The sequence below is a fragment of the Actinomadura viridis genome (assembly GCF_015751755.1).
Taxonomy (GTDB): Bacteria; Actinomycetota; Actinomycetes; order Streptosporangiales; family Streptosporangiaceae; genus Spirillospora; species Spirillospora viridis.
Genome location: NZ_JADOUA010000001.1, coordinates 2,089,737 through 2,114,838 on the forward strand (window position 1 = coordinate 2,089,737; position 25,102 = coordinate 2,114,838).

Genomic DNA, 25,102 nt, shown 5'->3' on the forward strand with positions numbered 1-25,102 from the left:
ACCGGGAGCCCGCGCGGGTACAGGACCCGTGGCGGGTCCGGGATCCCCGGCGGGCCCAGGGCCCGTCGCGGGCCCGCACCGTGACGGAGGAGACGATGACGGCCGTTCGCCCCCTGCAGTCCGGCGACCCGGCGCGGCTGGGACCCTACGAGCTCCGCGGGCGCCTGGGCGAGGGCGGCCAGAGCGTCGTCTTCCTGGGCCGCGGCTCCGACGGCCGTGACGTGGCCATCAAGCTGCTGCGCGCCCAGTTCAGCCAGAATCCCGAGTGGCGGGCCCGGTTCGAGCGCGAGCTGGACCTGATCGGCCGGGTGGCGGGGTTCTGCACCGCCCAGGTCCTGGACGCCGACGTGTCCGGGGAGCTTCCCTACGTCGTCAGCGAGTACGTGGCGGGCCCCTCGCTGACCGAGCTGGTCACCGGCACCGGCCCGCGGACCGGCACCGACCTGGACCGGCTGGCGATCGGCACGGTCACCGCGCTGGCGGCCATCCACCGGGCCGGGGTCCTGCACCGCGACTTCAAGCCGGCGAACGTGCTGATGGGCCCGGACGGCCCGCGCGTGATCGACTTCGGCATCGCGCGGGTGCTGGGCGCGGCGGCGGCCCGGGGCAGCGGCGTGGTGGGCACCCCCTCGTACATGGCCCCCGAGCAGATCAACGACACGGAGCTGGGCACCGCCGTGGACATGTTCGCCTGGGCGGCGACGATGCTGTTCGCGGCGACCGGGCGGCATCCGTTCGGCAACGACACGATCTCCGCGGTGTTCCACCGGATCATCTACTACGAACCGGATCTGTCGGCCATCCCCGACTCGTTGCGCGGGGTCGTCGCCGCCTGCCTCGCCAAGGACCCGGCGTACCGGCCGGAGGCCCAGCAGGTGCTGCTCGACCTGCTGGGCCGCCAGGAGACGGTGCCGGACCGGCCCGAGGGCGCGCTCACCACGGGCGCCTCGTTCGCCGGAGGCGCGCAGGGAGGCGAAGCCGCGCAGGGACCAGGCGGCACGGGCGGCACCGGCGGAACGGGCGGAACGGGCGGAACGGGCGGCACCGGCGGCACCGGCGGCACCGGCGGCACGGGAGAGAACGGTGACGGCCGGGAACGGCTCGCGACGAACCCGCCGTCGGAGACCATCCCGCCGGGCGGGCGGAGCAGGCGCCTCCGGATCGCCGTGGCGATCGCGGCGCCCGTCCTGGCCCTCGCGGGCGGCGGCACCGCCTGGGCGCTGATGGGGGGCGGCGGCCCGCCGCCGAGGCCGTCCCCGCCCCCGGCCGCCGACACCCCCGCCCCGCCCGGCGAGGCCGCCGCGGTCCTCGGCGCCGCGGGCGAGTCGGTCAGGGCGGTCCTCAGCTTCGACCACCGCCGCATCGACCAGGACGTCGCCGCCGCGCACGCCAGGGTCACCGCGCGCTACCGGGCCGAGTACGACCGGCAGCTGGCGGCCGACGACTGGCGCGTCCGGCTGCGCGACAACAGGAGCACGGTCGGCACCGAGATCGCCGACTCGGCCGTCGCGGCCTCCGCGCCGGGGACGGTGACCGTCCTGGCCTACGTCAAGCGGACCGTCCGTTCGGCCGGCGCCCCGGTCCGCCCGCTCAACGAGCCGATGCGGGTGACCATGGTCCGGCAGAACGGCACCTGGCTGCTGGACACCCTCTACGTCCTCAAGGCCGACTCCGTTCCCGTCCTGGCCTCGGGTGGCGGCTTCTCCTGGCCCGGAGCCCAGGCGCGCGCCGTGCTCGACGCGGTGGCCCGGGAGAGGACGGTGGCGTCCGGCACCCCGGTCGAGACCGCGCTGCGGCCCGGGGACGCCGACGGCCGGCTGAGCGCCCTGGTGACGGTCGCCGGATGCGCCAGGGGAACCTGCCAGGCCGGCGACGAGGTCACCGTCCACCGGCTCGTCGCGGAGCGGCGTCCCGGCGGCGCCTGGCAGGTCACCCGGTCCGAACGGCTCTGACCGGCGCCCGTTCCCCCCGCCGTGGGGCGGGGGGAACGGCGCGCGGTCTAGGAGGACCTGGTCGCGCGCCGCCGGGTGGCGGCGACGGCGGCGCCGCCGGCGACCACGGCGGCGAGCCCGAGGGCGGCCAGCGGGACGGCGTCGGCCCCGGTGACGGGCAGGTCGCGGTCCGGTGCGACCGCGGCCGCGCTCGCGCCCGGCACCCGCACCGGCGCGGGCAGGTCGGGCAGCAGCGGTGAGGACGGCGGCAGGTCCGGCAGGCCGGGCGAGGGGCCCGGCGAGTCGGGCGGCTCCGGAGTGGGAGGCGTCGGCGGGGACGGCGGTGTCGGCGGGATCGGCGGCGTGGGGGGAGTGGGCGGGGTGGGCGGTATGGGCGGCGAGGGAGCGTCGGCGCAGCGCGAGCCCACGCAGGCGTCCAGGGAGCCGGACGCGGAGATGCCCGCGGGCGTCACCGAGAGCGCGCCGCGCGTCGCCACGTTCGCCCGGGTGTCGCCGAGGCGCGTGCCGAGCCGGAGTCCCCCGGCGGCCTCAGGGTCCCCGAGGGACAGGTCCCCGGCGGAGAGGCGGCCGTCGGCCTCCAGCCTCAGCCCGGCGGGGCCGAGGAGGGTGGTCAGCCCGGCGTCGACCACCAGCTTCCCGGTGGCCGTCTTCGTCTTCGGATCAAGTCCGGTGGACAGGTCGACGCGCAGATGGGCGGGGGTCTTCGGCTTCGTGCCGCGCTTGCCCGGCTTCGCGGTCTCGGGGGCCGTGCGCGTCCGGGCGGGCTTGCCGGACGTGCCGCCGCTCCTGGTGGGAGCGGTCTTGGTGCTCGGGGCGCTGCTCCTCCTGGGAGCCGCCCGTTCGGCGGGGGACGAGGACCCGGCGGGGGCCGTGGAGGGAGCGGTGCGGCCCGTCCCGGAGGACGGGGACGTGGCGCCGCCGGTGAGGGAGCCGGTCAGGCCGCTGAGAGTGCCGGTCAGCGAGGAGGTCAGATCGGCCAGGGGGCCGGATCCGGCGGCGTCGCCGGAGTCGGCGTGGCCGACCCCGCTCATCGCCGCCAGGCCCAGCACCGTCGCGCCCGCCGTCACCGCCAGTCTTCTGCCGTGGTGCACGAGGTACTCCTGGGGGGGTGTCGATTCGTCGACGATCTGCGCTCAGGTTGGCACGCGACGTAGCCGAGGGGAACAGCGGCGGCGGGATTTGGGCGCGGGTTGCCAAGGCCGGACCCGGACGGTCGTGGATCGGCTTCCCCGTCCCCCGAGCCGCCCGCGCCGGGGCGGGGGACGTGCGCGGTCGGCGGCGCCCCGATACTTGAGAGATGACCAGGGTCATCGCGGGAAGCGCGGGCGGGCGGCGGCTGGCCGTGCCGTCCGGCCGGGACACCCGCCCGACCAGCGACCGTGCGCGCGAGGGCCTGTTCTCCACGGTCCTGGCGCTGCTGGGGCCGCTCGACGGGCTGCGGGTCGCCGATCTCTACGCCGGTTCGGGGGCGGTCGGGCTGGAGGCGCTCTCCCGCGGGGCCGCGCACGCCCTGCTGGTGGAGTCGCACCCCCGGGCCCTGCGGGTCATCCGGCAGAACGTCGCCGCACTCGGCCTCCCCGGCGCGGTGCCGTGCGCCGACCGGGTGGAGCGCCTCGCCGGACGCCCGCCCGCCGAGCCGTACGACCTGATCTTCGCCGATCCGCCGTACGCGATGGACGACGCCGCGGTCACGGCGCTGCTGGAGTCCCTGCGCGACCACGGCTGGGCCGCGCCCGACGCGCTGGTCGTCGTGGAACGGGCGGCGCGCGGGCCCGCGCTGCGCTGGCCCGAGGGCTACGCCGCCGAACGGGACCGGCGCTACGGCGAGGCGATCTTCTGGTATGGGCGCGCCCAGACCGAATCGCCTTCGGCTTGACCCGAGCCCGGTGCCGGGGCGCTCTCGGCCGGTTTGGTACGGTCGCGCCGCAGGGCCCCACCTGCACGGAAAGACCAGACGCAAGGATGGAGCCACCTCGTGCGCCGTGTCGTTTGCCCAGGCTCGTTCGATCCCGTCACCAACGGCCACCTCGACATCATCAGCCGCGCGTCCCGCCTCTTCGACGAGGTCGTCGTCGCCGTGCTCATCAACAAGACGAAGAAGGGGCTCTTCAGCATCGAGGAGCGGATGGAGATGCTGGAGGAGGTGACCAAGGAGTACGGCAACGTCAAGATCGACAAGTGGCACGGCCTGCTCGTCGACTTCTGCCGGCAGAACGACATCCCGGCCATCGTCAAGGGGCTGCGCGCCGTCAGCGACTACGAGTACGAGCTCCAGATGGCCCAGATGAACCACCGGATGGCCGGGGTCGAGACGATGTTCATGTCGACCAACCCCCTCTACTCCTACCTCTCCTCCAGCCTGATGAAGGAGATCGTGAAGTACGGCGGCGACGTCTCCGGCCTCATCCCCGACATGGTGCACGAACGGCTCGCCGAGCGCCTCCGGGAGTCCTGAGGGCGCTCGCTCCCCGAGAGCGCCACTCCCGCCGCGTACGGTCCCGGGCCGGTGCGCGGCACGGCCCGCCGGCCTCCGGCGGCGGACGCGAGTTGGGGCCACGCCCCCGCGTTGGGTACCCTGGGACCTCGGCCTGACCGACGGCCGCGATTCCCATGGCTCACGAAAGCAGGATTCCTCTGTCTCGCCTCGACCCGAACGCTCCTCTCGTGCTCGACACCCGGGCGCTGGGCAGGCAACCCGGGTCATCGCGCGAAGAGGTGCTCAACGTGCCCGCCCCCAAGGATTTCGGCGTCGAGATGGTGGGCGTTCCCGAGGGTGCGGCCATCGAGCTGGATCTCCGGCTCGAGGCGGTGCTGGAGGGCGTGCTCATCACCGGAACGGCGCGGGTTCCCCTTGAGGGGGAGTGCGCGCGGTGCCTGGATCCGCTCGCCTCGACCTTCGAGGCGGACTTCCAGGAGCTCTTCGTCTATCCTGACACCCGCTCCGGCGGAAACGCGGACGACGACGAACTCCGCCTCGAGGGCGACCTGGTCGACCTCGAGCCGGTGCTCCGGGACGCGGTGGTGCTCGCACTGCCGCTGTCCCCACTGTGCCGGGACGACTGTCCCGGCCTGTGCGCGGAGTGCGGCGTCCGTCTCGCGGACGCCGGGCCGGATCACGGTCACGCCGTGGCCGACCCCCGGTGGGCGGCACTGCGGGACCTGACCGGCGACGAGGGCAGCAGGGCAATCGACCGACGAGAACGAAAGCAGGAGGGCTGACGTGGCCGTCCCGAAGCGGAAGAAGTCGCGCAGCAACACGCGGCACCGGCGTGCGCAGTGGAAGGCCACCGCGCCCACCCTGGTCGAGTGCCCCACGTGCCGCGACCAGAAGCTGCCCCACACCGCGTGCGCGACATGCGGCACCTACGACCGGCGGCAGGTCATCACCCCGTCGGCCTGATCCGAGCATTCCGGGGGGCGGAACCGCGTACGGCGCGGCCCGCCCCTCGAAGTGCGCGGGCCACCTGACCACCCACGGCGGTGACGCCGGCGTGGTGGCGGCGGAGGGCGGGCGCCCGAGGCCGTGGTGTACGCCGGGAACGTTCGAGCGACCGGCGCGCACCTCGTCTTCGTGGACCCTCACCCCGGCCGTTCGACCGCGCGGCCAGGGCCTCCCGGCATCGGGCGGCCCGGGCGTCACACGCCGCCAGCGGCACCGCCTGCGTGCGGTGCGGGCCTTGCGAGGAGGGCCTGTGAGCGGTAAGAGGACCGAGCCCGCGCCCGATCGCGCGGAACTGACCCGCGCGCTCGGCGTCGAGGTGACCGACGATCTTCTGGAACGTGCGCTGACGCATCGTTCCTTCGCCTACGAGAACGGCGGCCTGCCCACCAACGAGCGCCTGGAGTTCCTCGGCGACTCGGTGCTGGGCCTGGTCGTCACCGACACCCTGTACCGCGGCCATCCGGACCTGCCGGAAGGGCAGCTGGCCAAGCTCCGCGCCGCGGTGGTCAACATGAGGGCGCTCGCGGGCGTCGCCCGGGCGCTGAACGTCGGCGCCCACATCCGGCTCGGCCGGGGCGAGGAGGGCACCGGGGGCCGCGACAAGGCCTCCATCCTCGCCGACACCCTGGAGGCGCTGATCGGCGCCGTCTACCTGGACCGCGGCCTGGACGAGGCGTCCGCGCTGGTGCACCGGCTCTTCGACGCGCTGATCACCCGTTCGGCGGGCCTCGGCGCCGGGCTGGACTGGAAGACCTCGCTGCAGGAGCTGACCGCGGTGGAGGAGCTCGGCGTCCCCGAGTACCACGTCTCCGAGAGCGGGCCCGACCACCAGAAGACCTTCCGCGCGGCCGTGCGCGTCGGCGGCACCACCTACGGGTCGGGCGAGGGCCGCAGCAAGAAGGAGGCCGAGCAGCACGCGGCCGAGGCGGCCTGGAACGCCATCCGCGAGGTCGCCGTGCAGCGCGAGACCGAGGCCGGCACCGGGACCGGCGCGGGCACCGGCACCGGGCCCGAACGTGCCTGAGCTGCCCGAGGTCGAGGTCGTCCGGCGCGGGCTCGGCAGGTGGGTGAGCGGCCGCACGGTCGCCGCCGCCGAGGTCCTGCACCCCCGCGCGGTGCGGCGCCACACCGGCGGGCCGGCCGACTTCGCCGGCCGTCTCGCGGGGCGGACCATGGCCGCCCCCGAACGCCGGGGCAAGTACATGTGGATCCCTCTCGACTCCGGGGACGCCCTGCTGGCCCACCTGGGCATGAGCGGCCAGCTCCTGGTGGGCGAGCCGGACCGGGAGGCGGAGCGGCACCTGCGCGTCCGGGTCACCTTCACCGGCCACGCCGCGCCGCCGGAGCCGCCCGTGCCATCGGAGCCCGCCAGGCCGCCGGGGCCGCCCGGGCCGTCCGGGCCTTCCGGGGAGGGCGGGGGCGACGGGTTCGACCTGCGGTTCGTCGACCAGCGCACCTTCGGGCACCTCCTGATCGCCGACCTGGTGCCCGGGGTCGCGGGGACCCCCGTTCCGGAGCCTGTCGCGCACATCGCCGCCGACCCCCTTGAGGACGCCTTCGACGACGAGGCGTTCTACCGGGCGGTGCGGCGCCGCCGTACCGGCGTCAAGCGGGCCCTGCTCGACCAGTCGCTCATCAGCGGCGTCGGCAACATCTACGCCGACGAGGCCCTCTGGCGCGCCGCACTGCACTGGGCGCGCCCCACCGAGACCCTGACGCGCGCAGAGGTGACCCGTGTCCTCGCGGGGGTCCGCGAGGTCATGCTCGCCGCGCTGGCCGTCGGGGGCACCTCGTTCGACAGCCTTTACGTCAACGTCAACGGGGAGAGCGGTTACTTCGACCGTTCCCTGGACGCCTACGGCCGCCGGGACGAGCCCTGCCGCCGCTGCGGGACGCCGATCCGCCGCGACGTCTTCATGAACCGCTCCTCCTACAGCTGTCCCAAGTGCCAGCCCCGTCCGCGAAGGGCACGATACTGAGCGTGACCGGAGAACCGAGCGTGACCGGAGAGCCGAGCACGACCGGCGGCGCGGACGGTGAGACCGCGCGGCTGACCGCCTGGGCGCGCGGGCGGGTGCAGGGCGTGGGATTCCGCTGGTGGGTCCGGGCGCGCGCCCTGGAGCTCGGGCTGGCCGGCAGCGCCACCAACCTGCGGGACGGCCGTGTCGAGGTCGTCGCGGAGGGCCCCCGGGCGTCCTGTGAACGGCTGCTGGAACTGCTGCGCGGGGGTACCGCCCCCGGCATGGTCGCGGGCGTCGCCGAGCGCTGGAGCGAGCCCCGTGGTGAAGGTCCGGGATTCCAGGAGCGCTGACCGGGTAGGGGTTTCCGGTTTGTACCTGCTAAACTGGTGACGACAGGTTGTTACCGGCCTGTGATGTGCGTCTTGACCAGGAGACCGGCCGGTGCGACTCTAGACGATACGCGCAACGACTTGGTTCATTCTCGTGCGCGATCCCTGCTGGTTACTCAGCGTGGAGGACCCTTAGTCATGGCGAAGGCTCTACTCGGCCACGTCGGCGGTCCCGACCCCCGTATGGTCGCGGAGATGCGGCGCCTTCAGCAGCGCGTACGTGATCTGGAAGCCGAGCTCGTACGGCTTCAGGCAGAGAACGACGCGCTCGCTACGGCGGCGGACGACGACGTTATGTCGCTCGGTGTGAAGGACCGTGAACCGGCGCTGACCTGATCGGCGCCTTTTCCAAGGAACAAACGGGGACGCCGTTCAGGCGTCCCTAATGTTTTGCCCGATCGCGCGCCCGGCGGGCCGGCGGCACTCCCCGTGCGCGCCCGGCGCCCGGCTTCGGCGGTCGCCCCGGTAACGGATCCTGAAGGGTTCCGTGAACATCGGGTCGATCATCGTTCCCGGGCTCCGGGCGTTCGGCGTTTTCCCAGGTCCGTGCTCTTTCGGGCGGTGCCCGACCTGGCACGTTCCATCAATCGGGATCCGCGCGGCCCCGTTCCGGCGTTCCGCCGCGGGCGACGCCTTTCCGGGAACGGCCGGGCATTCCCCTCGCCCGTGATCGCCGCGGGCCGCACGCGCCGTCCAGGGCACGCCTTACCGGACGACTCCGGAGGCGGCTCCGGCCGGCCGTGCCGCGATCGTTCCGTGGCCGCTCCCGGGGGCCGTAGCTGATCGCCCGCGGCGCCCGCCCGCCCGCGCCCGCACCGCCGATCCGCCGCCGCCGGGGCGCCGTTCCCGCGTCTGGAACGCGCGTCGGACCAGATCATGGCACATTGGAGGGGAACGGCCGCGCGATGACCGTGCCCGGCGGGGGCCGGCGGGTATCGTGCGACGGGTTCCCGGGGCGGATCCGGGGGCGGCGGGGGCCGCGGCGCCTCCCACTCGGCCGCGGGGGCCGTTCTCCCGCGCGATCCCTGGAGGAGGACGGCGAGCGCGTGTACCTGAAGAACCTGACGCTGCGCGGCTTCAAGTCCTTCGCGTCCTCGACCACGCTGAGGTTCGAGCCCGGGATCACCTGCGTCGTCGGGCCCAACGGCTCGGGCAAGTCCAACGTCGTCGACGCGCTCGCCTGGGTGATGGGCGAGCAGGGGGCCAAGTCCCTGCGCGGCGGCAAGATGGAGGACGTGATCTTCGCCGGCACCGCCAGCCGGCCGCCGCTGGGCCGGGCCGAGGTCGTGCTGACCATCGACAACGCCGACGGGGCCCTGCCGATCGACTACTCCGAGGTGACGATCAGCCGGCTGATGTTCCGGTCCGGGCAGAGCGAGTACGCGATCAACGGCGACTCGTGCCGGCTGCTGGACATCCAGGAGCTGCTGTCGGACTCGGGCATCGGGCGCGAGATGCACGTGATCATCGGCCAGGGGCAGCTGGACCGGGTGCTGCACTCGGGCCCGGAGGGCCGCCGGGCCGTGATCGAGGAGGCGGCGGGCGTCCTCAAGCACCGCAAGCGCAAGGAGAAGGCGCTGCGCAAGCTGGACGCGATGCAGGGCAACCTCAACCGCGTCCAGGACCTCACCGGCGAGCTGCGCCGCCAGCTCAAGCCGCTGGGCCGGCAGGCCGAGATCGCCCGGCGGGCCGCGGTCATCCAGGCCGATTTGCGGGACGCGCGGCTGCGCCTGCTGGCCGACGACCTGGTCACCCTGCGCACCAGGCTGGATCAGGAGGCCGCCGACGAGGCCGCGGTGCGGGAGCGCCGGGCCGAGACCGAGCGCGCCCTGGCCGAGGCGCAGGAGCGCGAGGCCGCCCTGGAGGCCGAGGAGGCCGAGGAGGCGCCCAAGCTGGCCCGCGTCCAGGACACCTGGTTCAAGCTGTCGGCGCTCAAGGAGCGGCTGCGGGGCGTGGCCGACCTGGCCGCGGAGCGGCATCGCAACGCCGCCGAGGCCCGCGACGACGAGCGGCGCGGCCGCGACCCCGAGGAGATGGAGGCCGAGGCCGTCGCGATCCGCGAGCAGGAGGAGATGCTCCGCGCCGCGCTGGAGGAGGCCCAGGACGGCCTGTCCACGGCGGTCGAGGCGCGTTCGGGTGCCGAGGACGCCCTGGCCGCCGAGGAACGCCGGCTGCAGGCCGCCGCCCGCGCCGCCGCCGACCGCCGCGAGGAGCTGGGCCGGCTGCGCGGCCGGGTCGAGGCGCTGCGCAGCAAGGCGCAGGCCGGCCGGTCGGAGATCGGGCGGCTCACCGAGGCGCGCGACGAGGCCGAGCAGCGCGTCCACACGGCCCGCGCCGAGCACGAGGCGTTCGAGGCCGAGGTGGTCGACGACCCCGAGCTGCTGGCCGAGCACGAACTGTCCCAGGAGGCGCTGGCGACCGCCAAGGAGACCCTGGAGGCCGCCCGCGCGTCCGTGGACGCCCCCAGGCGGCTGCTCAAGGAGGCGCGGGCGGCGGTGGGCGCCGCGCGTTCTGCCGACCAGGCCGCGCAGAAGGACGTCGCCGCCCTCCAGGCCCGGATCGAGGCGCTCGGCCTGACGCTGGCGAGCGCCGCCGAGGGCGGGGAGGCGCTGCTCGCGGCGAGCGCCGACGGCACCCTGGACGGCGTCCTGGGCACGGTCGCCTCGCTGCTGACCGTACGGCCCGGATACGAGACCGCGATCGCCGCGGCCCTGTCCAGCGCCGCCGAGGCCATCGCCGTGGGGTCCCTGGACACCGCGGAGGCCGCGCTGGCGCTGCTGCGCGCGCGTGACGCGGGCCGGGCGGGCCTGCTGATCGGGTCCGGGGACGCGGCGGGGGGCAGCGCCACCGGCTCCGGCCCCGACTCCGGCCCGAGGGTCCCCGGGGTCGACTACGCCATCGACGCCGTCACCGTTCCCGAGGCCCTGCGGCCGGCCATGCGCGCGGTCCTCCAGGGGGTCGCCGTCGTCGACGACGTGGCCGCCGCGGCCGACCTCGTCCGGCGGGAGCCGGCGCTGCGGGCCGTCACCCGTGACGGCGACCTGGTGGGAGCCCACCAGGCCCAGGGCGGCGCCGCGGGCGGCGCGCAGAGCCTGCTCCAGATGCGCGCCACCCTCGACCAGGCCACCGAGGACCTCGCCGCCGCCGAGACGGAGGCCGCGCGGCGCGCGGAGGCGCTGGCGGAGGCCGTGGAGGCCGAGCAGAGCGCGCAGGCGGCCCTGGACGCCGCCCAGGCGGCCGTCAACCAGGCGCAGGGCGGCGTCAACCAGGCCCAGTCCGAGCTCGACCGCGTCCGCGGCAGGCTGCGCGAGCACGAGGCCAGGGCCGCCCAGGAGGCCAAGCGCGCCGCCCGGCTGGAGGCCGACGTCCGGGCCGCGCGGGGCGAGGTGGAACGGCTCACCAAGGCCCTGGACGCGGCCGGCGAGTCCGTCGAGCGCGACACGCGGGCCGCCGAGGAGCTGGCCGAGCGGCTCGCCGAGTCGGAGGAGGCCGCCGAGGTCGCCGACGAGGTGGGGCACGACACCGCGGCTCGCGACGAGCTGAACGCCCGCTGCCAGGAGCTGCGCGCCACCGAGATGGAGGCGCGGCTGGCCGTCCGCACCGCCGAGGAACGGGTCCAGGCGATCGCGGGCCGGGCGGAGTCGCTGGAGCGCGGCGCCCGCCGGGAGCGCGAGGAGCGCGCCCGCGCGGCGGTGCGCCGCGCCCGCCGGGAGCAGCAGGCCAGGATCGCCGACGCGGTGCACCGCGGCGCCCGGGAGGCGCTGCGGCACATCGAGGTGTCGCTGTCGTCGGCGGTCGTCCAGCGGGAGGCCGCCGAGCGCGCGCGGGCCGCGCGGGAGGCCGAGCTGAAGGTCATCCGGTCGCAGGTGCGGGAGCTGTCGGCCGCCCTGGAACGGCTGGTGAACGTCGTGCACGGCAGCGAGGTCGCCCGTGCCGAGCAGCGGCTGCGCCTGGAGCAGCTGGAGCAGCGGGCGCTGGAGGAGTTCGGCCTGGAGGTGGAGGCGCTGGTGGCCGAGTACGGCCCCGACCAGCCCGTCCCGCCCGCCCCGGAGGCCGGGGAGGACACCGCGCCCGTCCCCTACGACCGGCGCGAGCAGGAGAAGCGGGCCAAGGCCGCCGAACGCCAGCTCAACCAGCTCGGCAAGGTCAACCCGCTGGCCCTGGAGGAGTTCGCGGCCCTGGAGGAGCGGCACGCGTTCCTGACCTCGCAGCTGGAGGACCTCAAGAAGACCCGCCGCGACCTGCTCACCGTGGTCAAGGAGGTGGACGAGCGGGTGCAGCAGGTGTTCGGCGCCGCGTACGCCGACACCGAGCGCGAGTTCGGGCGGATCTTCTCGCGGCTGTTCCCGGGCGGCGAGGGCAGCCTGTCGCTCACCGAGCCCGACGACCTGCTCGCCACCGGGGTCGAGGTCGCGGCCCGCCCGCCGGGCAAGAAGGTCAAGCGGCTGTCGCTGCTGTCGGGCGGCGAGCGGTCCCTGGTGGCGATCGCGTTCCTGGTCGCCGTCTTCAAGGCCCGGCCGTCCCCGTTCTACGTGCTGGACGAGGTCGAGGCCGCCCTCGACGACACCAACACCCAGCGGCTGCTGACCGTCTTCGAGGAGCTGCGGGAGTCGTCCCAGCTGATCGTGATCACCCACCAGAAGCGCACCATGGAGGGGGCGGACGCCCTCTACGGGGTGAGCATGCGCGGCGACGGCGTCACCCAGGTGGTCAGCCAGCGCCTCCGGGAGCAGGAGCCCGCCTGAGCCCCCGGTGGGAGGCTCGCCCCGCCGGGGCCTTGTGACCAGGCCGTCCGATCCACTAGTGATGGGCACCGGTGGTTCTCCGAATCCCCGCTTCCGGGCAACCGCGTCCGGACGGAGAACGGCCCCGAGAGGTATGTCCATGGACCCCCAGCGGCTCAAGGCCAACTTCGCCTTGGTGGGTGAGAAAGGCGAGGACCTCGTCGCCTACTTCTACGCCGACCTTTTCCGGAGGGCCCCGCACCTGCGCGGCGCCTTCCCTCCGTCCACGGCCCGGCTGCAAAGGAAGCTGCTGGAGGCCCTGGCGCACATCGTCTCGCTGGTGGACGACCCGCCGGCGCTCGTTCCGTACCTGAGGGACCTGGGCCGCCGGCACGGCGACCTGGGGGTCGCCAACGAGCATTACCCGCGGTTCGGCGCCAGCCTGCTGGCGGCGCTCGCCCACTTCACCGGGCCCGGCTGGAACGACGACCTGGAGAGCGACTGGGCCACCGTGTACAGCTTCGCCGTCCAGATCATGGCCGAGGCCGCGTCCGAGCGCGTGGCGGAACGGGAGGCCGAACGGGCGGCGACGGTGCCGAGGCAGGACGGCCCGCCGCGCGCCGAGAACGGCGGGCTGGAACGGGTCGCGGCCGGGCGGACGGCCGCGGAACGGGGCCCGGGAGGGTTCCCGTGACGTCCCCGGCGGGGGCGGAGCAGGTCAAGGGCGGCTCGCCCGTGAGGGGACGGCGTTGGGGGCACCGCCATACGTCTGGAAAACTGGACTCGCTATGGAATATGTGATCCTCATCGCCGGGCTGGCCGTCGTCGCCCTGATCATCGGCGGCGTCCTGCTCTTGCGGCCCGGCCGCCGCAAGCCCAGACCGCCCGTCGAACCCGCGGAGCGGCCCGCCCCGCCGGGCGGCACGACGACCGTCGAGGCCGAGCGCCCGTCGGCGCCGACCCTGGAACGGGCGCCCCCGGTCGAGGTGGTCCCGCCCCGGCCCGAGATCGAGGTGCCGCCGCCGTCCGCGGGGCGGCTGGTGCGGCTGCGGGCGCGGCTGGCCCGGTCCCAGAGCACCTTCGGCCAGACCCTGCTGGGCCTGCTGTCGCGCGAGACCCTCGACGACGAGGCCTGGGAGGAGATCGAGGACACCCTGATCGGCGCCGACATCGGCGTCTCGGTGGCCCGGCAGGTCACCGAGGACCTGCGCACCCGCGTCCAGGTGCTGGGCACGCGCAGTCCCGAGGAGGTGCGCGGGCTGCTGAAGGAGGAGCTGGTCAAGCAGATCGGCTCCGACCTCGACCGGTCGCTGCGCACCGAGTCGCACGGCACCCGGCCCGCCGTCCTGATGGTGGTGGGCGTGAACGGCACCGGCAAGACCACCACCTGCGGCAAGCTCGGCCGGGTCCTGGTGGGCGACGGCCGTACCGTGGTGCTCGGCGCCGCCGACACCTTCCGCGCCGCCGCGGCCGACCAGCTGGAGACCTGGGGCTCGCGCGTGGGCGCCCGGGTGGTGCGCAAGGACGAGGGCGCCGACCCCGCCAGCGTCGCCTTCGACGCGGTCCGGCAGGGGATCGAGGACAAGGTCGACACGGTCATCGTCGACACCGCCGGGCGCCTGCACACCAAGACCGGGCTCATGGACGAGCTGGGCAAGGTCAAGCGGGTGATCGAGAAGCAGGCCACGGTGGACGAGGTCCTGCTGGTGCTGGACGCCACGACCGGCCAGAACGGCATGCAGCAGGCCCGCGTGTTCGCCGAGGTCGTCAACATCACCGGCATCGTGCTGACCAAGCTGGACGGCACCGCCAAGGGCGGCATCGTCGTGCAGGTCCAGCGCGAGCTTGGCGTGCCGGTCAAGCTGGTCGGCCTGGGGGAGGGCCCCGACGACCTGGCCCCCTTCGAGCCCGAAGCCTTCGTGGACGCGATCCTAGGCTGACCCGGCCCCCGGAACGGAGTTCTGCGGAGTGCAGGGGTCCGGGTCAGTGCGGGGGTTTGGGGGTCGTCCCCCTGGTGTTGCTGATCCGGCCCCCGGACCGGAGTTCTGCGGAGTGCAGGGGTCCGGGTCAGTGCGGGGCAGTCCGGCCGAGCCTCGCGGCGGGCCCCGCGCGCATCATCCGATGCGCGCGGGGCCCGTTGCTTTTCTCGTCAGAACCGCCCGAAGAAAAGCGAATCGCCCATATCGGAGGGCGGGGCGATTCGAACATACGGACGGTGAGCATTTCGAAACACCATCGAAACACTCCGTCATCGGGTTTCACACCGTAGAAACACAAGGGCAGTTCGGGTGAAACCGCCACGTCCGAGTCTCTGAGCAGTCCAAGTTCCCTGTCGAGGAGGGGCTCTCCCCGAGATGAAGATCGATAGCGGTAGTACCGCGTGGATGCTGACGAGCGCGGCGCTCGTCCTGCTGATGACACCGGGCCTGGCCTTCTTCTATGGAGGGATGAGCCGGGCCAAGAGCGTGCTCAACATGATGATGATGAGCTTCGTCAGCATCGCCGTGGTGGGCATGATCTGGGTCGTCTACGGCTATTCTCTCGCCTTCACGAGCGCCGGGGGGCTCAGCTCGTTCATCGGCGGGCTCGGCGACTGGGGACTCGTCGGGCTGGAGAAGGTCGCCACGGCCGACGACGGGAGCGGAATCCCGCAACTGGTGTTCGTGGCCTTCCAGGCCACCTTCGCGATCATCACCGTCGCGCTCATCAGCGGCGCCGTGGCGGACCGTGCCAAGTTCGGCGCCTGGGTCGTCTTCACCGTCGTCTGGGTGACGCTGGTGTACCTGCCGATCGCGCACTGGGTGTGGTGGTCCGACGGTGAGGAGGGCGGCAAGTCCGGCTGGATCTTCAACCTGGGTGCGCTCGACTTCGCCGGCGGCACGGTCGTCCACATCAACGCCGGTGTCGCGGCGCTCGCGCTGGTCCTGGTCCTGGGCCGCCGCAAGGGCTGGCCGCGGGATCCGATGCGCCCGCACAACCTGCCGTTCGTGCTGCTCGGCGCCGGTCTGCTGTGGTTCGGCTGGTTCGGGTTCAACGCCGGCTCGGCGCTGTCGGCGGGCGAGACCGCCGCGGTGGCCTTCATCAACACCCTGGCCGCCACCTGCGCCGCCGCGTTCGGCTGGATCATCGTGGAGAAGCTGCGCGACGGCAGCTCGACCACGCTCGGCCTGGCGTCCGGCATCGTCGCCGGACTGGTCGCGATCACCCCGGCGGCGGCGTTCGTCACCCCGCTCGGCTCGATCGTCCTGGGCCTGGTCGCCGGTGTCGTCTGCGCCTTCGCGGTCGGCCTGAAGTACAAGCTGGGCTACGACGACTCGCTCGACGTGGTCGGCGTGCACATGGTCGGCGGCATCGTCGGCGCCCTGCTGATCGGCATCCTGGCCACCACGGCCGTCAACGACGCCGGCGCGGACGGGCTGCTGGCGGGCGGCGGGCTCTCGCTGCTGGGCAAGCAGGCCGTCGCGGTGGTGGCGACGCTGGTCTACTCGTTCGTGGTGACCTTCCTCATCGCCAAGGTCATCGACCTGGTGATGGGCTTCCGCATCAGCGAGGAGGACGAGGTCTCCGGTATCGACAGCGCGGCGCACGCCGAGACCGCCTACGACTTCGGTAGCGTGCACGCCGGTGTCGGCGCCTCGCTGCCGTCGTCCGCCCCGGTCGGCGGCGGCGCCCAGAAGAAGGTGGAGGCCGAGGCATGAAACTGATCACTGCGGTCATCAAGCCGTTCAAGCTGGACGAGGTCAAGGCGGCCCTGGAGGCCTTCGGGGTCAAGGGCATGACCGTCAGCGAGGCCAGCGGGTACGGGCGCCAGAAGGGGCACACCGAGGTCTACCGGGGTGCCGAGTACAAGGTCGACCTGGTGCCGAAGCTGCGGATCGAGGTCCTGGTCGACGACGAGGACGCCGCGGACATCCTGGACGTCATCGTCAAGGCGGCGCGGACCGACAAGATCGGGGACGGCAAGGTCTGGGCCGTTCCGGTCGAGACCGTGATCCGGGTGCGTACCGGCGAGACCGGTACGGACGCCCTGTAGGGCCCGGAGTGGTCCTGGTTCACGGCACCGTCGGGGGAGAGTCCCGCGAGGCCCGCGCAGCCCTGGCGGCGGCGCGGGCCTCGCGCGCGGACGAGCTCGACCGCTGGCTGTCCGGCCTCCTCGGCGTCCGGCGTCCCGGCGCTCCGGCTCCGGGCGCTCCGGCTCCGGGCCTCCCAGGTCAGGACGCGCCGGACGCCCGGCCCGCCCCGGGGGCGGGGGCCGCCGACGGCGTGGCGCTGGTCGCGGTCGGCAGCCACGCCCGGCGGGAGCTGACGCCCGGCGGCGACCTCGACCTCGTCCTGCTGCATCGGGGACGGCCCGACGTGGCCGAGGTCGCCGAACGCGTGTGGTACCCGATCTGGAACTCCGGGCTCCGGCTGGACCACTCGGTCCGTACCGTGCAGGAGGCCCGCGACGTCGCCCGCGCCGACATGAAGGCGGCCCTGGGGCTGATCTCGGCCCGCCGCGTCGCGGGCGAGCACGCCCTCGTGGACGAGCTGCGCGCCGCGGTCCTGGCCGACTGGCGCGCCGGCGCCCGGCGGCGCCTGGCCGAGCTGGGCGACCTGTGCCGCCGCCGCTGGGAGGCCAAGGGCGAGCTGGCGTTCCTGCTCGAACCCGACCTCAAGGAGGCGCACGGCGGCCTGCGGGACGTCGACGTCATGCGGGCGGTCGCGGCGTCCTGGGTGGCCTCCGCCCCGGACGCGCGCGTGCGCGCCGCCCACGAGCTGCTCCTGGACGTACGGCACGTCCTGCACGAGGTCACCGGCCGCACCTCGGACCGCCTCGTCCTCCAGGAGCACGAGGCCGTGGCGCACGCCCTGGGGATGCTCGACGGCGATGTGCTGCTCCGCACGATCGCGGAGGCGGCCCGCACGGTGACGTACGCGGGCGACCACCTCTGGCGGCGCGTCGACCGCTTCTGCGCTCCGCGCCGGACCCCGCAGGCCCGCTCCGTGCGGCTGCCGGGCGGGGCGAGGGGCGTCGAGCGCACCCCCGTCGGGGACGGCGCCGTGGAGCAGGAGGGCGAGGTCGTCCTCGCCCGGGGCGCCGACCTGGACGATCCCGCGCTCGTGCTGCGCGTGGCCGCCGCCGCGGCGCAGGCCGGCCTGCCCCTGGCACCCGCCACGGTGGACCGCCTGGCCGGGGAGGCCGCGCTCCCGCCGGTGCCGTGGCCCGCCGCGGCCAGGGACGCCCTGGTGGCGTTGCTGGGCGCGGGCCCGGCGGCCATCGGCGTCTGGGAGGCCCTGGACCAGGCCGGGCTGATCGTCCGGCTGCTGCCGGACTGGGAACGGGTCCGCAACCGCCCCCAGCGCAACCCGGTGCACCGCTTCACCGTGGACCGGCACCTGGTGGAGGCGGCGGCCGGGGCCGCCGCCCTCACCCGTGAGGTGTCCCGGCCCGACCTGCTGCTCGTCGGCTCCCTCCTGCACGACATCGGCAAGGGCTGGCCCGGCGACCACTCGGTCGGCGGCGCGGTCGTGGCCCGCGACCTGGGCGCCCGGATGGGCTTCGCCGACGAGGACGTCCGGGTGCTGGAGACCGTCGTGCGGCACCACCTGCTGCTGCCCGAGACGGCGACCAGGCGCGACATCGACGACCCGAGGACGGTGGAGGCCGTTACCTCCGCGGTGTCGGCCGTGCCCGGCCGGGAACGCGAGATCGTCGAGCTGCTGGCGGGACTGGCGATCGCCGACGGCCTCGCCACCGGTCCGGGCGCCTGGGGCGGCTGGAAGGCCGGGCTGATCGCCGAGCTCGCCCGGCGGGCCGTCGCCGCCCTGTCCGGCGGCACCCCGCCCCCGCCGCCCGCCCTGGGGCCGTCCCAGCTGGCGCTGGCCCGGCATGGCGGCGGCGCCGTACGGATCTCCGGGTCGCACGTGACGATCGCCGCGCCGGACCGCCCGGGGCTGCTGTGGCGGGCCGCCGGGGTCCTGGCCCTGCACCGGCTCGCCGTCCGCACCGCCCGGGTGTCGTCCCCGGCGGCGGCGGGAGGGAGCCGTCCCGCCACGGCGGTCCTGGAGTTCACCGCCGTGCCCGAGTACGGCAGCCCGCCCGACCCGGCGGCGCTGGAGGCGGACCTGCGGCGCATGCTGGCCGACCGCCTCGACGTGGCCGGACGCCTGGAGCGCCGGGCCCGTTCCCTGCGCGTACGGCCGGGCATAACCGTCCCGCCGCCCCGCGTGACCATCGTCGACGACGCCTCCAGCACCGCCACCGTCGTGGAGGTCCGCGCCCACGACCGTCCGGGGCTGCTGTGGCGCGTCGGGCAGGCGCTGGGGGAGTGCGGCCTCCAGGTACGGGCGGCGCAGGTGGACACGCTGGGCGCCGACGCCGTGGACGTCTTCTACGTCGTGGACGCCGCCGGGGAGCCCCTGGTGGACCCCGCGCGGCTGTCCAGGGTCCGCGGGCACGTCCTGGCCGCCCTGAGGCACGGATCGGACCCGGCGAGCTGATCCGGACGCCGCGGCGCCGCCGTGCGGGAGGCAGGCCCGGGGGCCGTTCGAAGGCGGAGAGGCGGCCACGGGGGCACGACCGCCTCTCCGCCGGTCTTGGGAGGGTCAGGAGCCGGGAGGCTCCGATTCCCCTGAGGGTGAACCGGACGGCTCGACGCTCCGGTTCACGTCGGAACCGTCGCTGAACGTGCCGTCGGCGGGCTTTCCTTTGTTCGGAGGCCGTTCACGGTCACCGTCGCCGTCACCGTCGTCGGTATCGGTGTCACGGCGGGGGACGCCGTCGTCGCCGTTGCCGTTCTCGTTCCCGTGGTCCTGGCGGCCCTTGGGCGTCGGCGTCACCGAGCGCGACGGAGTGGGCGTGGTGGACCGGTGGGTCGGGGTCTTGCTCGGAGAACCGCCGTCCGCCTCCTTGCCCTTGCGCGGCGGCTCCGCGAGGTCCGCGCAGTACGCGGGCACCTTGGACGCGCCGCCGGCCGCCTCGACCAGCGCGCGCAGCGAGGGCCTGCCCAGCTCCCGCGCGCGCTCGGAGGGGGCGGCGGCCAGGTAGGCGCGGCACAGACCGGCCATGGCCGGCGTCGTGGCCGGGGGAGAGCCGGTCTCCCCGTCCCGCGGCGGGACGTTCGGGTGCAGCGACGTCCCGGAGCCGCCCAGCGGCCCCCCGGACGACGAGGGGGCCTGCTTGGAGGACAGCGGGCCCAGCGGCAGGCCGTTCAACTGACCCGCCAGGGCCACCCCGCCGGCCGCGGCGGTCGTCGCGAGGGCCACGACCGCGACCCTCACCGGCAGCAGCCGGCCGAAGCCGAATCTCGCCCGCCCGGCCTCCCGGGCCGCCCGGGCGCTTCGCGAGGACGCGGTGTGGAAGGCGGCCACGGCGGCCTCCTCACCGTCCAGTTCCCCGTCCCGCGCGGGGGCGGAGGCGGCGGCGAGCAGGCCCGCGAGCGGTTCGGAGGTGGTCCACGGATCGCCGGACGCGCCGTCGAGCAGTCGCTCGGCGGCGTCCGGGCTCAATCGCTGACCGTCCGTGTTCATCTCACCCTCTTCAGCGCCGCCGCCCGCAAACGTGTCACACCCGTCCCCGACATTCGCGTCCTCCCCGCCGCGCCGTCACCGTGCCGCGTCCGGCGGGCCGCCGGGGGCGGGCCGTCCCGTCGCCTTCTTGGGCGACCTCTCGAACGACGCGCCCGCCTGCCGCGCGGGCTTCCGGCCGTTCTCGGCGCCCTTCGGGTCGCCGAGGCGTTCGGCGAGGCGGTGCAGGCCCCGGTAGGCGGCGGTGCGGACCGCGCCCGAACGCTTGCCCAGGACCCGCCCGGCCTCCTTGGCGTCCAGGCCGACCACCACGCGCAGCAGCACGGCCTCGGCCTGGTCCCGGGGGAGCCCGCAGATCATGGCGATCGCGGCGTCGGTGGAGACGCGTTCGAGCGCGTCGCGCTCGGTGTCGTCCCGCCCCACCAGGTCGGGGAGGTCGTCGATGTGCACGCTGGTGTCGGGGCGCCGGCCGACCTTGCGCAGATGGTCCAGCGCGCGGTGCCGGGCGATCGTCGAGGCCCAGCCGCGGAACCGGTCGTAGTCGCCGCTGAACGAGCCGAGGTCCCGGGCGATCTGCAGCCAGGCGTCCGCGGCGACGTCCTCCGCCTCGGTGCCGACCAGGGCGCGCAGGTAGCGCAGCAACCTGGGCTGCAGGTCCCGGTAGAGCAGCCGGAACGCCTCGCCGTCCCCGGCCTGGGCGGCGCGCAGGGCCGGTTCCAGCTCCAGGTCGCCGGCCCGGGGCGTCACGCTTTCGCTCATGCGCCTCCGCCGTACGGCCGCGGCCACGTGTTCACCTGTTTGGTCCTCGGGGGGCTGGGGGGTCGTGGATGGTCCGGGGGGCCATGCGGTTCCGCCGCAGGATGCCCCCTGAAGCGTTCAGCGTACGTACCTCGCCGGATGTCACACACCGAACGCCGCGAGAAGGTCATGGCCGGCCGGGCGGGAGCCGCCCGGTGACCCGATACCCTGAAGGTTGATCCCAGAAGCCTCCAAGGACGGGTCCAGACACGTGTTCGAGACGCTCTCCGACCGGTTGACGACGGTCTTCTCGTCGCTGCGCAGCAAGGGCCGGCTCTCCGAGGCCGACATCAACGCGACGGCCCGCGAGATCCGTGTCGCGCTGCTGGAGGCCGACGTGGCCCTCCCCGTGGTGAAGGACTTCATCGCGCGGGTCAAGGAGCGGGCCCGCGGCGCCGAGGTCTCCCAGGCGCTCAACCCGGCCCAGCAGGTCGTCAAGATCGTCAACGAGGAGCTCATCGGCATCCTCGGCGGGGAGACCCGCCGGATCCGCTTCGCCAAGAACCCGCCCACCGTGATCATGTTGGCGGGTCTGCAGGGCGCGGGCAAGACCACCCTGGCGGGCAAGCTGGCCCGCTGGCTGAAGTCCGAGGGGCACGCGCCCCTGCTCGTCGCCGCCGACCTGCAGCGCCCCAACGCCGTCCAGCAGCTCCAGGTGGTCGGGGAGCGCGCCGGCGTCCCCGTCTTCGCGCCCGAGCCCGGCAGCGGCGTGGGCGACCCGATCGAGGTCTCCCGCCGTTCCATCGACCAGGCCCGGCACGCCCAGCACGACGTGGTCATCATCGACACCGCGGGCCGCCTGGGCGTGGACGCCGAGATGATGCGGCAGGCCGCCGACATCCGCGACGCGGTACGCCCGGACGAGACGCTGTTCGTCGTCGACGCGATGATCGGCCAGGACGCCGTCACCACCGCCCAGGCGTTCCTCGACGGCGTCGGCTTCGACGGGGTCGTGCTGACCAAGCTGGACGGCGACGCCCGCGGCGGCGCCGCGCTGTCGGTCCGGCACATCACCGGCCGTCCGATCATGTTCGCCTCCACCGGCGAGAAGCTGGAGGACTTCACCCTCTTCCACCCGGACCGGATGGCCGGGCGGATCCTCGACATGGGTGACATCCTCACCCTGATCGAGCAGGCCGAGCAGGCGTTCGACGCCGCCCAGGCCGAGAGGATGACCACGAAGTTCGCCTCCGGCGAGGACTTCACCCTCGAGGACTTCCTCGAGCAGATGATGATGATCCGCAAGCTCGGGCCGATCGGCAACCTGCTCGGCATGATGCCCGGCATGGGCCAGGTCCGCGACCAGGTCGGCCAGATCGACGACAAGGACCTCGACCGCGTCGCCGCCATCATCCGCTCCATGACGCCGCACGAGCGCGCCAACCCCAAGGTCATCAACGGCTCCCGCCGGGCCCGCATCGCCAAGGGCTCCGGCGTCACCGTCGGCGAGGTCAACAGCCTCGTCACCCGCTTCTTCGACGCGCAGAAGATGGTCCGCCAGATGGCGGGCGGCATGGGCATCCCCGGCATGCCGGGCCGCCGCAAGGCCGCCAAGGCGGCCAAGGCCAAGAGCAAGAAGGGCAAGCAGCGCAGCGGCGACCCCCGCAAGCGCGCCGCCCAGCGTTCCGGCGAGCCCGTGCAGCAGCCCGCGGCCGACAGCGCCCCCCAGGGACTGCCCCCCGGCCTCGGCGGCCAGCTTCCTCCGGGGCTGGGCGGCCAGCTGCCCCCCGGCTTCCAGATGCCCGACCTGAACAAACTCCAGGGCCGCAAGAAGCGCTGACCTGCCGCGGCGCGGGCCGGGTCCGCGGACCCGGCATGCCGGCGCCCGGTCCGCGGACGGTTCCGCCGTTTCCAATGCGGACGCCTCCCGTCATGTCGGAGTCACGAGCGACAGTCAGGGCTTTGTCGTAGCCTGCCGGGACGAGCGTCCCCTCAGGCGCGTGTCCGGCCGTTGTCCGGCATGTAAGGCGTGGCGCCGGGCCTCAGGCCAGGCCGTACGGGGGCTCTTCCCGCCGGGCCGCGCGGAAAGGCCGTCAGTCGTCGGGCGATTGCGCTTTTCCCGCGATCGTCTGGCAGAATGGCAGGCTGGAAACCCCGGAATCGCCAGGCGCCCTCTCTCGTCCTGCGCGGCCGGAGTCCATCGAGCGGCCGGTCACCGGTGTCCCCACCTGGTAAGGCCCGCTCACCCTGTATGAGTCTGGAGAACACCACACCCGTGGCAGTCAAGATCAAGCTCAAGCGTCTGGGGAAGATCCGGAGCCCGCAGTACCGGATCGTCGTCGCCGATGCCCGCACCAAGCGTGACGGTCGGGCCATCGAGGAGATCGGGCTCTACCACCCCAAGGAGGAGCCCTCGCGCATCGAGGTCGACTCCGAGCGCGCGCAGTACTGGCTGGGCGTCGGCGCTCAGCCGACCGAGCCGGTCCTCAACCTCCTGAAGATCACCGGCGACTGGCAGAAGTTCAAGGGCGAGCCCGGCGCCGAGGGCACGCTCAAGGTGGCCGAGCCCAAGGCCGACAAGAAGGCCGTGTTCGAGTCGGCGGTCAAGGAGTCCATGGGCGACACCGAGGCCCCCGCCACCGCGACCAAGGCCAAGAAGAAGGCCGAGCCCAAGAAGGCCAAGGGCGAGGACGAGGGCGCCAAGGCCGACGAGACCACCGAAGTCAAGAGCGAGGGCTGACGTGCTCGAAGAAGCGCTCGAGCACCTGGTGCGCGGGATCGTCGAGAACCCGGACGACGTCCGGGTCCGGGCCCGCCGCATCAGGGGCGGCCGGGTCCTCGAGGTGCGGGTGCACCCCGAGGACCTCGGCAAGGTCATCGGCCGGAGCGGACGTACCGCCAAGGCCCTGCGCACCGTGATCAGCGCCCTCTCCGGGGGCCGTTACGTGCGCGTCGACCTGCTCGACGTCAACGAGGTCCGCTGACCATGACGGCCCGCGGGCCGTCCGACCGGCTGGTGGTCGGTCGGATCGGCAGGCCGCACGGGATCCGCGGCGAGCTCACGATCGACGTCCGTACCGACGATCCGGATCTCCGGTTCGCGCCGGGCGCCGAGCTCGCCACCGACCCGGCGGCCACCGGCCCGCTGACCGTCGAGCGTACCCGCTGGCACTCGGGTCGCCTGCTCGTGCGCTTCGCCGGGGTCGGCGACCGCGACGCCGCGGAGGAACTGCGCGGCGTCTGGCTGGTCGTCGACCCCGAGGACATTCGCGCTTCCGACGACCCCGACGAGTTCCACGACCAGGAACTGGTCGGGCTGACCGTGGTCACCGTCGGGGGCGACGAGGTCGGCGTCATCAGCGAGATCCGCCACACCGGGCAGGATCTGCTGGTGATCGGCCGTACCGGAGGGGGAGAGGCGCTGGTGCCGTTCGTCACCGCGCTGGTCCCCGAGGTGGACGTCCCCGGGGGCCGGCTCGTGATCGACCCCCCGCCCGGTCTCGATCTATGAAACTCGACATCGTCACGATCTTCCCGGACTACTTCGCCCCGCTCGACGTCTCGCTGCTGGGCAAGGCCCGCCGGACCGGCCTGCTCGACGTCCGCGTGCACGACCTGCGGGAATGGACCCACGACCGGCACCGCACCGTCGACGACACCCCCTACGGCGGCGGCCCCGGCATGGTGATGAAGCCCGAACCGTGGGGCGAGGTGCTGGACACCGTGGCCCCGCCCGGATCGGACCCGGCCCCGCGCCTGGTGGTGCCCACGCCCAGCGGACGGCCGTTCACCCAGGCCATGGCCGCCGAACTGGCGGCCGAGCCGTGGCTGGTGTTCGCCTGCGGGCGGTACGAGGGCATCGACTCCCGGGTGGTGGACGAGGCCCGCACCCGGATGCGGGTGGACGAGGTGAGCCTCGGCGACTTCGTCCTGGCCGGCGGGGAGGTCGCCGTCCTGGTCATGGTGGAGGCGGTCGGGCGGCTCCTGCCCGGAGTGCTCGGCAACGCCGACTCGGTCACCGACGACTCGTTCGCTCCCGGCCCGATGGAGTCGCTCCTCGAAGGCCCCGTCTACACCAAGCCCCCGCTCTGGCGCGACCGTCCCGTACCGGAGGTCCTGCTCTCGGGCAACCACGGGGCGATCGCGCGCTGGCGCCGGGACGAGGCGCTGCGCCGCACCGCCCGGAACCGGCCCGACCTGCTCGTCCGCATGGACCCCGGCTCCCTCGACGAGCACGACCGGCGGGTGCTGCGGGAGGCCGGTTTTCCGGTGGACGGCGAACGTATGGCACACTAAAGCGTCGCCGTGCGCGCTGACGCGCGGTGCCCAGACTTCCAAGAAGACCCATCTCGCGCGGCGCGACGCCCCCATGCACCACCCTCACGGG

General features: G+C 74.2%; 23 protein-coding genes. 20 read left to right on the top strand and 3 right to left on the bottom strand.

Features of this window, described 5'->3' with window-relative positions:
- The first annotated feature begins 95 nt into the window (after positions 1 to 95).
- Positions 96 to 1,952: a serine/threonine-protein kinase gene (locus IW256_RS09290; protein ID WP_197010563.1), complete on the top strand. Its 1,857-nt coding sequence runs from the start codon at positions 96 to 98 to the stop codon at positions 1,950 to 1,952.
- 47 nt (positions 1,953 to 1,999) lie between these two features.
- Here IW256_RS09290 and IW256_RS09295 read toward each other — a convergent pair whose 3' ends face one another.
- Positions 2,000 to 3,043 carry a hypothetical protein gene (locus tag IW256_RS09295; protein WP_197010564.1) on the bottom strand — a complete coding sequence of 348 codons (1,044 nt, stop codon included), beginning with the start codon at positions 3,041 to 3,043 and terminating at the stop codon, positions 2,000 to 2,002.
- 206 nt (positions 3,044 to 3,249) lie between these two features.
- On the opposite strand from IW256_RS09295, the gene rsmD reads away from it, so the two are divergent.
- The 14 genes from rsmD (at position 3,250) to IW256_RS09365 (ending at position 18,951) form a co-directional block, all read left to right on the top strand.
- Complete coding sequence (gene rsmD / locus IW256_RS09300; protein ID WP_197010565.1) at positions 3,250 to 3,828, top strand: 16S rRNA (guanine(966)-N(2))-methyltransferase RsmD; 579 nt, start codon at positions 3,250 to 3,252, stop codon at positions 3,826 to 3,828.
- A 99-nt stretch (positions 3,829 to 3,927) separates the two neighbouring features.
- On the top strand, positions 3,928 to 4,407 hold the full coding sequence (gene coaD / locus IW256_RS09305; RefSeq protein ID WP_197010566.1) for a pantetheine-phosphate adenylyltransferase: 480 nt from the start codon (positions 3,928 to 3,930) through the stop codon (positions 4,405 to 4,407).
- 155 nt (positions 4,408 to 4,562) lie between these two features.
- Positions 4,563 to 5,171, top strand: coding sequence for a YceD family protein (locus IW256_RS09310; protein ID WP_197010567.1), 609 nt, complete (start codon positions 4,563 to 4,565; stop codon positions 5,169 to 5,171).
- 1 nt (position 5,172) lies between these two features.
- A complete protein-coding gene (gene rpmF / locus IW256_RS09315; RefSeq protein ID WP_197010568.1) occupies positions 5,173 to 5,352 on the top strand; it encodes a 50S ribosomal protein L32 in 180 nt (59 codons plus the stop codon).
- Between the two features lie 334 nt (positions 5,353 to 5,686).
- Positions 5,687 to 6,418: a ribonuclease III gene (gene rnc, locus IW256_RS09320; RefSeq protein ID WP_231404526.1), complete on the top strand. Its 732-nt coding sequence runs from the start codon at positions 5,687 to 5,689 to the stop codon at positions 6,416 to 6,418.
- Positions 6,411 to 7,373, top strand: coding sequence for an Fpg/Nei family DNA glycosylase (locus IW256_RS09325; RefSeq protein ID WP_197010570.1), 963 nt, complete (start codon positions 6,411 to 6,413; stop codon positions 7,371 to 7,373). The genes rnc and IW256_RS09325 overlap by 8 nt, the downstream gene beginning before the upstream one ends.
- A gap of 20 nt (positions 7,374 to 7,393) precedes the next feature.
- Positions 7,394 to 7,705 carry an acylphosphatase gene (locus IW256_RS09330; RefSeq protein WP_197016201.1) on the top strand — a complete coding sequence of 104 codons (312 nt, stop codon included), beginning with the start codon at positions 7,394 to 7,396 and terminating at the stop codon, positions 7,703 to 7,705.
- 177 nt (positions 7,706 to 7,882) lie between these two features.
- On the top strand, positions 7,883 to 8,080 hold the full coding sequence (locus IW256_RS09335; protein ID WP_197010571.1) for a hypothetical protein: 198 nt from the start codon (positions 7,883 to 7,885) through the stop codon (positions 8,078 to 8,080).
- 710 nt (positions 8,081 to 8,790) lie between these two features.
- A complete protein-coding gene (gene smc, locus IW256_RS09340; protein WP_197010572.1) occupies positions 8,791 to 12,489 on the top strand; it encodes a chromosome segregation protein SMC in 3,699 nt (1,232 codons plus the stop codon).
- Between the two features lie 139 nt (positions 12,490 to 12,628).
- Positions 12,629 to 13,162: a globin domain-containing protein gene (locus IW256_RS09345; protein ID WP_197010573.1), complete on the top strand. Its 534-nt coding sequence runs from the start codon at positions 12,629 to 12,631 to the stop codon at positions 13,160 to 13,162.
- A gap of 94 nt (positions 13,163 to 13,256) precedes the next feature.
- Complete coding sequence (ftsY, locus tag IW256_RS09350; RefSeq protein ID WP_197010574.1) at positions 13,257 to 14,408, top strand: signal recognition particle-docking protein FtsY; 1,152 nt, start codon at positions 13,257 to 13,259, stop codon at positions 14,406 to 14,408.
- A 414-nt stretch (positions 14,409 to 14,822) separates the two neighbouring features.
- Complete coding sequence (locus IW256_RS09355; RefSeq protein ID WP_197010575.1) at positions 14,823 to 16,166, top strand: ammonium transporter; 1,344 nt, start codon at positions 14,823 to 14,825, stop codon at positions 16,164 to 16,166.
- Positions 16,163 to 16,501 carry a P-II family nitrogen regulator gene (locus IW256_RS09360; protein ID WP_197010576.1) on the top strand — a complete coding sequence of 113 codons (339 nt, stop codon included), beginning with the start codon at positions 16,163 to 16,165 and terminating at the stop codon, positions 16,499 to 16,501. Before IW256_RS09355 ends, IW256_RS09360 begins: the two co-directional genes overlap by 4 nt.
- Before the next feature lie 8 nt (positions 16,502 to 16,509).
- Positions 16,510 to 18,951 (top strand): [protein-PII] uridylyltransferase, encoded by a 2,442-nt coding sequence (locus IW256_RS09365; protein ID WP_197010577.1) that lies wholly within the window; start codon positions 16,510 to 16,512, stop codon positions 18,949 to 18,951.
- Between the two features lie 105 nt (positions 18,952 to 19,056).
- On the opposite strand, the gene IW256_RS09370 is transcribed toward IW256_RS09365, so the two are convergent.
- Together IW256_RS09370 and IW256_RS09375 are read right to left on the bottom strand one after the other, a co-directional pair.
- The gene (locus tag IW256_RS09370; protein ID WP_197010578.1) at positions 19,057 to 19,980 is read right to left on the bottom strand and encodes a hypothetical protein; all 924 of its coding nucleotides are present in this window, start codon (positions 19,978 to 19,980) and stop codon (positions 19,057 to 19,059) included.
- Positions 19,981 to 20,055: 75 nt separating this feature from the next.
- Positions 20,056 to 20,736, bottom strand: coding sequence for an RNA polymerase sigma factor (locus IW256_RS09375; RefSeq protein ID WP_197010579.1), 681 nt, complete (start codon positions 20,734 to 20,736; stop codon positions 20,056 to 20,058).
- A gap of 250 nt (positions 20,737 to 20,986) precedes the next feature.
- Here IW256_RS09375 and ffh point away from each other — a divergent pair, with 250 nt between their 5' ends.
- From ffh to trmD, 5 genes are all read left to right on the top strand, one after another.
- Positions 20,987 to 22,555, top strand: a complete 1,569-nt coding sequence (gene ffh / locus IW256_RS09380) for a signal recognition particle protein (RefSeq protein ID WP_197010580.1) — start codon at positions 20,987 to 20,989, stop codon at positions 22,553 to 22,555.
- Between the two features lie 435 nt (positions 22,556 to 22,990).
- Complete coding sequence (rpsP, locus tag IW256_RS09385) at positions 22,991 to 23,455, top strand: 30S ribosomal protein S16 (RefSeq protein ID WP_197010581.1); 465 nt, start codon at positions 22,991 to 22,993, stop codon at positions 23,453 to 23,455.
- Between the two features lies 1 nt (position 23,456).
- Complete coding sequence (locus IW256_RS09390; protein ID WP_021598307.1) at positions 23,457 to 23,699, top strand: RNA-binding protein; 243 nt, start codon at positions 23,457 to 23,459, stop codon at positions 23,697 to 23,699.
- Between the two features lie 2 nt (positions 23,700 to 23,701).
- Positions 23,702 to 24,226 (top strand): ribosome maturation factor RimM, encoded by a 525-nt coding sequence (rimM, locus tag IW256_RS09395; RefSeq protein ID WP_197010582.1) that lies wholly within the window; start codon positions 23,702 to 23,704, stop codon positions 24,224 to 24,226.
- Complete coding sequence (gene trmD / locus IW256_RS09400) at positions 24,223 to 25,011, top strand: tRNA (guanosine(37)-N1)-methyltransferase TrmD (RefSeq protein WP_197010583.1); 789 nt, start codon at positions 24,223 to 24,225, stop codon at positions 25,009 to 25,011. The genes rimM and trmD overlap by 4 nt, the downstream gene beginning before the upstream one ends.
- Positions 25,012 to 25,102: the final 91 nt, after the last annotated feature.